The sequence below is a fragment of the Chroococcidiopsis cubana SAG 39.79 genome (genome assembly GCF_003991895.1).
GTDB classification, from domain to species: domain Bacteria; phylum Cyanobacteriota; class Cyanobacteriia; order Cyanobacteriales; family Chroococcidiopsidaceae; genus Chroococcidiopsis; species Chroococcidiopsis thermalis.
On the sequence record NZ_RSCK01000005.1, the window covers coordinates 16,626 to 29,209 of the forward strand.

The 12,584-nt window shown below is 45.3% G+C and carries 8 protein-coding genes and 1 pseudogene; 2 read left to right on the forward strand and 7 right to left on the reverse strand.

The annotated features are described in order from the left end of the window. Nucleotides 1-207: 207 nt before the first annotated feature. Complete coding sequence (locus DSM107010_RS04790) at nt 208-477, reverse strand: hypothetical protein (RefSeq protein ID WP_127022472.1); 270 nt, start codon at nt 475-477, stop codon at nt 208-210. On the opposite strand from DSM107010_RS04790, the gene DSM107010_RS04795 reads away from it, so the two are divergent. Then, nucleotides 436-2,583 carry a response regulator gene (locus DSM107010_RS04795; RefSeq protein WP_127022477.1) on the forward strand — a complete coding sequence of 716 codons (2,148 nt, stop codon included), beginning with the start codon at nt 436-438 and terminating at the stop codon, nt 2,581-2,583. The genes DSM107010_RS04790 and DSM107010_RS04795 overlap by 42 nt on opposite strands. A gap of 54 nt (nt 2,584-2,637) precedes the next feature. Beyond that, complete coding sequence (locus DSM107010_RS04800) at nt 2,638-4,866, forward strand: PAS domain-containing sensor histidine kinase (protein WP_127022479.1); 2,229 nt, start codon at nt 2,638-2,640, stop codon at nt 4,864-4,866. A 220-nt stretch (nt 4,867-5,086) separates the two neighbouring features. Here the strand turns inward: DSM107010_RS04800 and DSM107010_RS04805 are convergent, their stop codons facing one another. The 6 genes and pseudogenes from DSM107010_RS04805 to DSM107010_RS04830 all read right to left on the reverse strand — a co-directional run bounded on the left by DSM107010_RS04805 (nt 5,087) and on the right by DSM107010_RS04830 (nt 12,475). Beyond that, a complete protein-coding gene (locus tag DSM107010_RS04805; RefSeq protein WP_106169823.1) occupies nt 5,087-5,557 on the reverse strand; it encodes a hypothetical protein in 471 nt (156 codons plus the stop codon). Nucleotides 5,558-5,668: 111 nt separating this feature from the next. Beyond that, nucleotides 5,669-6,598 carry a hypothetical protein gene (locus tag DSM107010_RS04810; protein ID WP_015154709.1) on the reverse strand — a complete coding sequence of 310 codons (930 nt, stop codon included), beginning with the start codon at nt 6,596-6,598 and terminating at the stop codon, nt 5,669-5,671. A gap of 609 nt (nt 6,599-7,207) precedes the next feature. Then, nucleotides 7,208-7,459 (reverse strand): hypothetical protein, encoded by a 252-nt coding sequence (locus DSM107010_RS04815; RefSeq protein WP_199755405.1) that lies wholly within the window; start codon nt 7,457-7,459, stop codon nt 7,208-7,210. 59 nt (nt 7,460-7,518) lie between these two features. Then, complete coding sequence (locus DSM107010_RS04820) at nt 7,519-10,122, reverse strand: bifunctional diguanylate cyclase/phosphodiesterase (RefSeq protein ID WP_127022482.1); 2,604 nt, start codon at nt 10,120-10,122, stop codon at nt 7,519-7,521. A 283-nt stretch (nt 10,123-10,405) separates the two neighbouring features. Then, nucleotides 10,406-11,446, reverse strand: coding sequence for an N-acetyltransferase DgcN family protein (locus tag DSM107010_RS04825; protein WP_106166471.1), 1,041 nt, complete (start codon nt 11,444-11,446; stop codon nt 10,406-10,408). Continuing rightward, nucleotides 11,430-12,475, reverse strand: a pseudogene (locus DSM107010_RS04830) (dipeptide epimerase). Before DSM107010_RS04830 ends, DSM107010_RS04825 begins: the two are co-directional and overlap by 17 nt. Nucleotides 12,476-12,584: the final 109 nt, after the last annotated feature.

The following is a 12,584-nucleotide window of genomic DNA, read 5'->3' on the forward strand; positions in this document are numbered from 1 at the left end:
GCTGAAAGAGCCATTACCAATTACCCATTACCAATTACCCAGTAATAATAAACAAACTGTAACGATTTTGAAATATATAGTGTATAAGTGAAAATTTTGTGAATAGGTAAAAAATTATCCATCGCCGCAAACCCTCAGAACTGTCACCAAATCTACCAAGTGAGATCGAATCTTCCTTTATGCTGGCGGAAATACTGTTGTCAGTTGTCAGTTATCAGTGAAGAGTGGTAGTTGGTAGTTGCACCTGAAGTTCCCCTGCACCTGAAGCTCCCCTGCTTCCTTGTCCCCCTTGTCCCCCTTGTCTCCCTTGTCCCCCTTGTCTCCCTTGTCTCCCTTGTCCCCTAATCCCCACTCCCTTCGGTCGTGGGGAAGAGCGAGTTCCCCCTTGTCTCCCTTGTCCCCCTTCCCCGACTCCCGACTCCCGACTCCCGCATCATGAAAATTCTGCTTGTAGAAGATGATGAAACTATAGTTCAACTGCTCCAGCCAACGCTTGCCAGCCAACGTTATTTGGTGGAGCTAGCGACTGATGGTCAAGCAGGATGGGAACTGGTAGACAGTTTCGAGTACGATCTGATTTTATTGGATGTGATGCTGCCTAAGCTAGATGGAATTAATTTTTGTAAAAAGCTACGGGCAAAAGGCGATCGCACTCCGGTTTTGTTACTGACAGCTCAAGATTCCAGTACTGACAAAGTTAGGGGATTAGATGCTGGTGCGGATGACTACGCGCTCAAACCGTTTGACATAGAGGAACTATTAGCTCGCATTCGTGCTTTATTACGGCGTAGCAGTGCCACACCATCTCCGGTGCTAGAGTGGGGTTTCTTACGGCTCGATCCTAGTAGCTGCGAAGTCACCTATGACGGTAAACTCTTGCATCTGACGGCAAAAGAGTACGGCATTTTAGAATTACTACTACGTAACACCCATCGCATCTTTAGCCAAAGTGCGCTACTCGATCGCGTGTGGTCGTTTGACGAACCCCCTACGGAAAATACTGTTAGAGCGCATATCAAAAGTTTAAGACAGAAAATTAAAAAAGCCGGAGCGCCAGACCCGATTGAGACAGTTTATGGATTGGGATATCGGTTGAAGGCGGAAGAACGGGAGTCGGGAGTCGTAGGGGCGGGTTTATCAAAAGATTCACGGCTTACATCAATAGATCTTTGCTCAAAACCCACCTGTACAGGGGAGTCGGGGAGGGACAAGGGAGACAAGGGAGACAAGGGGGACAAGGGAGACAAGGGGGACAAGGGAGACAAGGGGGACAAGGGAGACAAGGGAGACAAGGGGGACAAGGGAGACAAGGGGGACAAGGGAGACAAGGGAGACAAGGGGGACAAGGAAGCAACTACCAACTACCAACTACCAACTACCAATTACCAATTACCAATTACCCAATCCCAAATTCCAACAGAATTAATCCCTTTATGGGAACGACATCGAGAAAAATATATCAATCGGATTGAAGTGATAGAACAGGCGATCGCATCTGTCAAGCAAGAGTGTCTCGATCCTCAACTACAATCCCAAGCAGCGAAAGAAGCTCATACTTTAATCGGCTCTCTTGGTAGTTTTGGTTTAATTGCCGCTTCTCAATTATGTCGCCAAATTGAACGAGAATTATCTGATGAAACCCAATTCACTCAAGAGCGTATAGAGCATCTTTCAACACTTGTCGCCGCATTACGGCAAAATTTGAACGCTGTAGAAGAAGTCAAAAGTCACAAGTCAGAAGTCAAAACTCAATTTTCCCCACCAACTACCAACTACCAACTACCAACTACCAAATTACTAGTTGTAGACAGCGATCCCGAGATCGCGCAAGCTGTAACAACAGAAGCTACAGCGGCGGGAATGGAGGTAGTTGTGGCAGGGGATTTGTCTCAGGCACGCTCGGCAATCGCCTATACTAAACCTGATGCAGTACTGCTCGACCTCTACTTTTGCCAAAATCGGGTGCATGGTTTGCAGTTTTTGTCAACTCTAGCAAACGCACAGCCACCGATACCTACGATTGTCCTGACTGCGCCACAGAGTTTTGCCGATCGCGTGGAAGCAGCTCGGTTAGGGGCGCGGAGTTTTTTGCAAAAGCCAGTACCACCAGCTCAAGCGATCGCGGCGATCGCGCAAGTTTTGCAAGCATCCACAACTCCAGAAGCAAAGTTAATGCTTGTGGATGACGATCCGCAGTTACTGGAAAGATTGCAGGTATTACTAGAACCTTGGGGATTCAGACTGACCTTGCTTACAGATCCTCAGCAATTTTGGCATTATTTGGCAAACTTTCGCCCCGATCTGCTAATTTTAGACATAGAGATGCCACAATTGAGCGGTATCGACCTCTGCCAAGTGGTACGCAACGATCCCCAGTGGAGCGAACTGCCAATTATATTTCTATCCGCTCGTACTGATGCTGAGACAATTCATCGAGTTTTTACGATTGGTGCTGACGATTACGTAAATAAGCCAGTTATCGGACCCGAACTCGTTGCCAGAGTACTAAATCGCTTAGAGCGTAGTAAAATTCGTCACCAAATGTTACAGCTCCAGAATGCACAATTAATGAAAAGCGAGTAGTGCGTGGTGCGCGATCTGAAGTACAAATGACAAATGATAACTGATAGCTAACAAATGACAAATGGAATTACCAGTCGATTGAGTTTAGCGCTGTTATATTTGCTAACTCTATTGTGTTTAGGCTGGGTTTCTTTCTACTCCTTAACAGAGTGGAGGGTAACAGTCGATCGCCAAGTCAATCTGCAAATGGAAGTAGCAGTATCGACTACACCAGCAACTGCACCAGAGATCGTTGCCCAACAACAATTGTTGCAGCAGACGGCGCGGGAAGCTAAAAAACGGGCTGACAATGCGATCGCCGTGTCTCTAGTTAGTTTCGGTTTCAGCGCGATCGGATTTTTATTAGTCTATTACCTCTTAAATTTACAACTACAGCGAGAACTTGCCGAACGCCAGCGTGCAGAAGAGGCTCTACGTCAAGCTGAAACTAAGTATCGTAGTATTTTTGAAAATGCGATCGAAGGAATTTTTCAAACAACACCAGATGGGCGATATTTGACGGCAAATCCCATGCTGGCAAAGATTTACGGTTATTCCTCTCCCGCCGAACTGATGGCGCATATCTCTGACTTGGGGCAACAGCTTTACGTCAATCCCAACCGCCGGACTGAGTTCATTCGCCTATTACAACAGCACGACACCGTAGCGGGGTTTGAGTCTCAAGTCTATCGTCGAGATGGTAAGGCGATTTGGATTGCAGAACAGGCAAGAATTGTCAGAGATGACGACGGTAAGCCGCTTTACTATGAAGGTATTGTCGAAGATATTACCGAGCGCAAACATGCAGAAGAAGAACGGGCAAAGTTGATTGCTATCCTCGAAGCAACTTTAGATTTTGTCGCTACTGCCGATCTAGACGAACGAGTAAATTATTTAAATAGCTCTGCTTGTAAAGTTTTTGGTTGCGATCGCGATCGCGATCTCACGAACTTGCATCTGAGCAATCTCCATCCTGCTTGGGCTTACGACCTCTTGCACCGCGAAGCAATTCCCACGGCAATTCAGGATGGCGTTTGGGTAGGTGAAACAGCAATTCTGAGTCACGATGGACGCGAAATTCCAGTTTCACAACTATTGATCGCCCACAAATCCTCGCAGGGAAAGGTGAAGCTACTATCTACCATCGCCCGCGATATTACTCAGCGCTTGCAAATTGAAGCCTCGTTGCGAGAAGCAGAAAGACGTTGGCGGAGTTTGTTAGAGAATGTCCGATTAGTCGTGGTAGGACTCGATCGCCAAGGAATTGTCGAGTATGTCAATCCATTCTTTCTTGAATTGGTAGAATATACCTCAGAGGAGGTTTTGGGCAAGAATTGGTATGAAGTGTTCTTACCACCTCATCAGCGTCAGCGCGTGCAGGAGCATTTTCTGCAATTACAGCAACAAGGCTTGCACAACTACTATCAAAATTCGATTTTGACTAAATCTGGGCAAGAACGGTTAATTGCTTGGAATAACACGATCTTGCGCGATTTACAAGGTGAGGCGATCGCGACTCTCAGTATTGGGGAAGATATTACGGAACGTTACGCGATCGAACGCATGAAAGATGAGTTTGTTTCTGTTGTCAGTCACGAACTCCGCACGCCTTTAACCTCAATTCACGGGGCGCTAAATTTATTATCTAGCGGTCTAATTGACGCTCATAGCGATCGCGGACGGCGCGTGATTGATATAGCTTCTGAGGGAGCCGATCGCTTGGTGCGACTGGTGAACGATATTCTGGAGTTGGAACGCTTGGAATCGGGAAAAATTAGTTTATTGCAGCGATCGTGCAACGCGGCTGATTTATTAGAAAAAGCAACGGATTTGATGCAGGTGATGGCAAATCGTGCCAAAGTTAATCTATCTGTTTATTCCCAAGATATTCAACTCAACGTCGATGGCGATCGCATTATTCAAGTCTTAACTAATCTCCTCGGGAATGCAATTAAATTTTCTCCAGAAGGCTCCACAGTTGAGTTAAGTGTTGAAGCGATCGAAGGTGGTGAGAATTCGGAGTTCGGAGTTTTGAATTCAGAGTTAAATTCTGCCTCAGCTTCCCTATCAACAAATATTCTCTTCACCGTTAAAGATCGGGGGCGTGGTATCCCAGAGGATAAGATTGAAAGTATCTTCGAGCGTTTTCATCAAGTTGATGCCTCCGATTCCCGAAAAAAAGGTGGCACGGGACTCGGGTTAGCAATCTGCCGTAGCATTATACAGCAGCATGGTGGACGAATTTGGGCAGAGAGCGTGTTAGGTGAAGGAAGTCGTTTTTATTTCACGCTACCAAGTATGTAAAGTGGGCGATGCCCACCTTGCTATTGTTCCTACCAAGTAAGTAAAGTGGGCGATGCCCACCTTGCTATTGTTCCTACCAAGTAAGTAAAGGGGGCGATGCCCACCTTGCTATTGTTCCCCCCTTTATAAGGGGGGTTAAGGGGGATCTCCAAGCGCTTTCTTGGCATCACCGACGAAAAGTATTAGGGTGGGTAATGCCCTACTAGACTAGGTCTTTTAACTAGATCGAAGCACTGGCAAAGGGATTTTCTCCACCAGCGAGACTAGCAAAAAAGTCTTGATAATTACCGGACAAGGAACTGCTATCACCAGTGACAGGTGCAGCTCCACCAATATCAAAGGTGAATAATGGCTCTGTTTCTCCGTTGACTATAAGACTGAGTTGACCACCAAATAAACCGTCAGTTGCGGGTTCAAAATTGAATTGAAAATTGCTATCGCTGTTACCTTCATTGACGTTAGTTAGGGAGTCATTGCTTAAATTAGCAAAAACATCCTGTACCCCAGTTCCAATCAGGTCTCCTTGTGCGTCAATGCTTGCTGCAACATCATCTGGAAGTTCGGGTGAATTTCCTTCTGTTGTATTCGCATTTGCAAGAATTTCGTTCAGTGCTTCTGCAAACCCCGTACTAGCAGACGAGCGAAATTCATTAATAGTATCCTGGGCAAATTGTGGGAGTTCAAACTCCATGATTTATCTCCTGATTTTTGGACAAATTGGCAACACAACCTAAGCGCGATCGCATTGCCAAGCCTGAAGTTGTTTGCCGAAGATGTTCTGAAAATGTTCTACGGCAAAGCTTTAGCCCAAGCCCTCGAACGTATAGTTTGGGTTGTTATAATCTGGAAGGTTCGTAGCAGTATCTATGGTTTCTTGAGTCGCGCCCCCAGAACCAAATAAACTGCTCACGCCCGTGCTAATATCAAAGCCGATCTCTTGGCTGGGTTGGCTGCTACCAAGTGAAATCGGTTCGCTGTCACTACTAAGAGGGAAAGCCCAGTCTTCATTACCGATCGCGCTGCCATCACTGCCGATCTCAAGACGATTTCCTAGAAGAGTGCTGTTACTAACATCGGCAGTGTTACCACTACCGAGAATGTTGTTATTGCTGCCTTCGGGCATATTGGCATTGCCAAGAACGGTATTGCTCTCACCTAATTGCCAGTTGCCGTTACCGTTGGTTTGGTTATCAGTACCAAAATTCCAGTTCCCGTTACCAGTACTTGTATTGCCATCGGCATAATTCCAGTTGCCATTACCATTGGTTTGACTGTCACTGCTGAAATTCCAGTTACCATTACCATCGGTTGTGTTGTTACTTCCAAGGTTCCAGTTCCCATTGCCGCTACCAGTGTTACCAGTAGAATCTGAATCGGACTCTAAATTATTGACATCTAAGATAAAGTTGTCACTGTCAAAGGGTACGGGTTGGTCGGTTTCAATTTCTGGTAAGGAGGGAAGAGTATCGCCAAACGGCAAATTATCGGGGAGATTGCTAGCTTGGGGGTTGTTTTCAGCATTGCCACCAGCAAAAGGATTATTATTATCTGATTCCGTATCTCCACCAGAAAAGGGATCGCTACTACCACCAGAGAGGTTACTACTTTCATCTAAGGTGTTGCCTTCACTGGATTGTAACTGACCGTCTTGAAATGCCCAGTTACTATTACCTGTAAAGTTGTTAGAGCTAGTTTCCGGTTGCGATGTGGTTTGATTATCTGAAGTTGCCATCAAAAAACCTCCGACTGTTTACACCAATTGCTCAATTCGCTCGAACATCAAGCAGACTAATTAAAGCCCTACTTAAAAAAATGTTCGTCTTCAATCAATTTGCGAATGGATATCATCAATTCATTCAAAACATTCGCTTCTTAAAGACCAAAAAAATACCGCATCAATCATTAGTTTTTACTGAGAATGAACTCGCGACAAAATTGATGCGATCGATACATCAAAGTGCAATATTCGCTATGTAAGTTAAATGATTTGCAAAACGATTCTCTTAGATTTTTCGCGCTGTCTTCTTGAAAAAGAGCAACCTTCAAAACTTGCTTCTACACTTAAACTTTTTGTTGCAAGAACTTAGCAAATAAATTTGGCAAAATATCGATCTCATAATACTTTAAAGCCGCACTCTATTAGTAGGCAGATGCCCATTATTCAGAGAGCAAATTCAACAAGACAACCTAGTGGCTATCAAGCATATGTCTGTTAGTTTATAAAATTAATAAACTGTGTGAAATGAGTAAAGTTTGGATTGAGTTGTTAATTTTTTCGATTTGAGAAGTTACTTCAGATTGGCTTAATTGATGAGATTGAGTAGTGCTTTGGGGTGATTTACTATTGGTTTAGCAATCCATCATTTGCTACTTTTGTCAACAAGCTTTTGGTGATTTCTTCCCACTCGCGATCGAGATCGATATGAGCGGGCGATCGCCCGCTGCGCTTATACCAATAACGAGCATTACTCAAGTCACCTTCTTGACGGTGTAAATGAGCGTGAACCCAAGCACTATCAGCGTCAGCTTCATTTTGGATCGGTACGTGCGCTCGTTCCCAATCTCCTTGCTTAGCGTACCAAAGTGCTTGCAAAGGTAAAGGGAGATCGCGAGCAGTAACCAGTGACCAGTGACCAATGACCAGTTAATTCTCTACTTACGACTTACAACTTCGACTAGCCTATCAAACTGCTGGGCGAGTAATTCTCCAGCTGCGGTACTATCTACAGGTTGAGAGAAATAATATCCTTGCCCAAATTTACATTTGAGTCCTCGCAGACGGGCAAGCTGTTCTAAAGTTTCTATTCCTTCAGCCACGACTTCCATGTCTAGGGCGCGGGCAAGCATGATTGTAGCGCGAACGATCTCCCAACTTTGATAGCATTTACCAATTCGGCAAACGAAGGAACGGTCTAGCTTGAGGATATTTATCGGAAACCTTTGTAAGTAACTTAAGGAAGAATAACCCGTGCCGAAGTCATCTAGGGCTAGGGAGACTCCCAAAGCGTTGAGTTCTTCCATCAAAGCCGCGATCGCTTCAGGGTGTTCCATCAGTACGCTTTCAGTCAGTTCTAGTTGCAAACTCTTAGCATCGAGTCCAGTGGCTTGTAATATTTGAATAATCTGTTTTCCTACTTGCGGTTGAGTAAACTGCGGTGCAGAAAAGTTGACACTCATTTTGAACGGCACGTTCAAGGCAAATTGTGCTTGCCAAAGTTGCATTTGCTGGCAAGCTTGCTGCAATACCCACCAGCCAATCGGCACAATTAACCCTGTCTCTTCGGCAATTGGAATAAATTCTGCTGGAGAGATTGCACCCCTTTGGGGATGCTGCCAACGTACGAGTGCTTCAAAACCAACAATTTTTTGGTTGACTAGCGAAACTATCGGTTGATAGTGTAAATGCAATTCCTGGTTGTCAATTGCCCGTCGCAAGTCAGTTTCTAATTGAAATAGTGCTACGACGCGATCGCGCATGGAGGTATCGAAAACTTCATACCGTGCTTTCCCGCCAGCTTTGGCGCGGTACATAGCAGTATCGGCATCGCGCAATAAATCTTCTGGTTGGCGATATTCTCTGGTATTGGCGATCGCGCCAATGCTTGTGGTGGCAAAAATCTCATTACCATCTAACCGAAAAGGTAACTTAAGTGCCAGTTGTATCCGTTTGATCATCTCAGTGGGATCGCTACAATTCTCTAGCACCATTGCAAACTCATCGCCGCCTAGACGAGCCAGAGTATCTCCCGTGCGGATCTGCGCTCTTAGTCTTTGAGCGATCCCAATCAACAACCGATCGCCAAGCATATGTCCTAAACTATCATTGATTGCCTTGAAGCGATCGAGGTCTAAAAACAAAACTGCAAAACTATAGTCTGCTTGCTGTTGTTGCAACCTCAGTGCTTGCTCCAACCGCATCATAAATAGGGCGCGATTTGCTAGACCCGTGAGGGAATCGTGAAAGGCTTCGTGTTGTAATTGTTGCTCTATTTGTTTGCGCTTAGTAATGTCGTGGACGATGATACAAAAAACATCTTTGCCGTTGCGAGTAATTAAGTTCGCGTTAATTTCAACATCGACTAGTATTCCATCCTGACGGCGATATTGTTGTTCGCCTGTAAAGTAACGCTCTACCTGCAATGCTAAGATAAAGCGCTCTACCACTGCTTGATTTTCAGCAACTAAATCGAATAGTGTCAACTGGAGTAGTTGACCGGAATGATAGCCGAGGAAATTTTCAAATGTAGCATTGGCTTCAATAATTTGTTTGGTACTGGCATTGACTAAAAAGATACTTTGAGAAGCCTTGGCAACTAAATGACGGTATTCTTCACTTTCTTGCCATTTACGCTCGGAGGCTACTAATTTTTCTATAAGTTGAAAAATAATTGTTGCAAAAATTATTGCAACGATCGCTAGTAAAATTGTTAAATAATACCAACTTGTCCGACCTTGATGATATATTTCCCTGGCAATAGCAACGCGCAAAATTGCCGCAGGTTTACCGTAAATATCTGGTAGCAAAGCGTAACCAGCAATTGTATTTTTGTCGATCGGACGTACGAGAATTTTGTTAGTTGGTGATAATAAATTTCGCATTGCCTGAAAATCAGTAGGCAGATCGGCGCGATCGATTGCACGTACGGAAAGCGGCAGGCGGGTAGACTTGGATAAAGTGGCGATCGTTCCAGCATTGAGATAACGCCCAAAAATGAGCGAACCGCGAATCGGTCCTTTATCTTCACTAGACAAAATTGGTTGCGCTCCGACTAAAATTAATCCTTCTGGTAGATTGACAATACCTACTGTGCCACTTTCTATAGTCTTGTGGCGCACCAGTGGAGATTGTGGCACTAGATGAGGTTTCAATGCTGGAGAAATTGACTTGTATTTCTGAGCGTTTAAGTCAAAACCAGTTCCGTAAACTATTTTGCCTGAAGGCTGAACGTAGAGAACTAAATTGAGTTTGAGTGCTAGCAATCCTGCTGGGTAGAGATTAGAGTCGATATAATCTTGGTTCCGATCTAGGACAAAATTATAAGTATCGTTCCAGCTTGCCCAATCATCAATATGAATGCTCAAATCTTTTTTGGATTGAGTAAAAGCACTTAAAACTCCTTCTACTGCTTGGCGAGTATGCCGTTCTTCTGCTTGGTGCAGATTCTTGAACAAAATAACTGATGCTGTCGCATACAATACTCCAATCAGACTGGTGAATGCTACACCGATGGGGAATAATGTCTTTTTGGATTTCATGCGATCGCTTTACTGAGTAAAAATATTTCGTTCGGGTTAAGTAAAAATTGTTTTAACTGCTACAAATACTACAATCATAAGCCTATCTAGATCTAGCTATCAAGCGTATAATTGCGAAGTTCATAGTTAATTTACTTGTCTTTTTACGTATGTTTACTGAAAGATATGTTGCGCAAAGATGCAAAAAATTGCTAGCGGCTTTGCACGAAAACTTTCCCACGGTGGGGGAACCCTCCCACGGAAGTGCTTAAATTTTGACGCGCTCTCAATTGGGCGAACCGCGTTATTTTACGATTGCATCTAGAATATTCTCTGTTCCAAAGCGTACCACATCAGTACAGAGTAAACCAGTCTCGGCTTGAGCTTGTTCGATTGCCTGTCGTGCCGTGGCAAGATCGAGATGAAATGTGTTGAGCGCGATCGCGGCAACTGGAACATCGGCAAATGCTCCTGCTGCTTTAGCTACCATTTCGTATAGTTGTACTACATCTGTTAAAGCTGGAATCGGTACGTGAGGATGGTTGCGAATGTGAGTTTGTCCGGCGCGATGGACTAACACTAAATGCGTCGGTTGCGTTCCCCGAATCAGGGGTAAGGTTGCGGTCGAACCTGGATGCAGTAACGATCCCTGCCCTTCTACAAAGACAATATCGCGATCGCTGCCGTGTTGCACGACCATTTGTTCTACTGCCCCTGCGGCAAAGTCAACTCGAATTGCATCTAGGGGAATACCATCGCCAGCAATCATCAGCCCTGCTTGTCCGGTCGCGATAAACTTAGAACGCAAGCCCCGTTGTTGACAGGCACGATCCAGTTCCAAACAAGCAGACATTTTACCTACACCCATATCCGTACCCACAGCCAGCACTCGCCGACAAGCTAGCGTTTGCGCTTGTCCGCTGGCGATGGATAAGTTAGGCGGTTCTTGTCTGACATCCCAAATCCACTGTCCTGGGCGTAAGTTTTGAAATTCTGGGATTGTGGCTAAGGGTGTGTGCAAACCATTCGCAATTGATAAACCTGCAAATACAGCTTGCTTGACTTCCTGCTGCCACTCGGGCGGTAAAATGCCTCCAGAAGGAGCAATACCAATGGCTAATATGTCTGGATTGTAAGCTAATGCTTCCTCAACGGAACCGACAATCGGGATGTCGCGGTTGATGCCAGAGACTACAGGTAGAGACTCTCCGGCACATTGGCGATCGATAACGGCGATAATTTGAGCCTGACTGTAGCGCAACAGAGCAAGTCCGGTTTTACCTTGACTGCCTTTAATACCGTCGTGCAAGAGAATGGCTACCCTACTTTCAGCCTGCAACCGCACTGCGTTCTACCCCCAATCCTGGTTTGCAATTTGGCAACAACCGCCCCGATCGGATTATTGCACCTACAAAGGGTTCTGCGGTTAAATTCAAATGACTATCTAAATCGAGATAGTCGGCTAGGGGTCAAGGTGGGCGGCGGCTGTATTTGAGAGGGAACTGTCAGAATAGCAACCAAACATGACCTGTAACCCTAATGCTTTTGCCACTTGTACCATCCGCATTGCTTCTGACAAACCACCAGCTTTCATCAGTTTGATATTGATTCCGCGCACGCAGTTGGATAACTGAGGAATATCGCGACTTGTCATACAGCTTTCATCGACAAAAATCGGTAGAGGCGATCGCTGTTTTAATTGGGGTAAGTGTTTCTCTTCTCCCCTTGCTAGCGGTTGTTCTACATATTTAACATCATAGTCGGCTAACCACCGACACATGGCGATCGCGTCATCTAAATTCCAGCCGCCGTTGGCATCGACAAATAGCTCTAAAGTCGGAACTTCATCGCGGATTGCTGCTAACATTTCCCGATCCGCCTCAATTCCGGCTGGATTGCCCAACTTGATTTTGAAAATCTTGACTTCGATAAATTGCAACCAGTCTCTTACCCTTGCTAGGGCTGCTTCTGGGGTATTAATCCCAATTGTGACTGAAGTTGGCACGATGCGATCGCAATCTAACCCCCACAACTGCCACAGGGGTAATCCCGCCTTTTTCCCAATCCAATCGTGCAGCGCCATATCGATTGCAGCTTGGGCAGAGGATGGCATTGTTTGAATGATGTCACCAATTCGCTGCCGTTCCCAAGGATTCATGCTTTGTAACTGCGGTGCAATTGTTTGTATTGCCTCCAACAGCGTTTCGGTAGATTGCGGACGATCTCCGAGAGAAAATGGCGATGCTTCCCCCCAGCCTTCAATTCCATCCTGTGCGACTTTCACCCACACATTTGTCGTTTGGGCTGTCGTTCCCCGACTAATTGTTAAGGGAAAGCGCTTGCGGACGGTGAAAAGTTCGGCGCTGACGTGCATATGGGCGATCGCGTATTGTAATTAAGTCGCACTCATGCAGTGTAGCGTTAAATCAGGGAGCAGTTAACAGTTATCAGTGACCAGTAAACACAATAATTTTTCATATCTT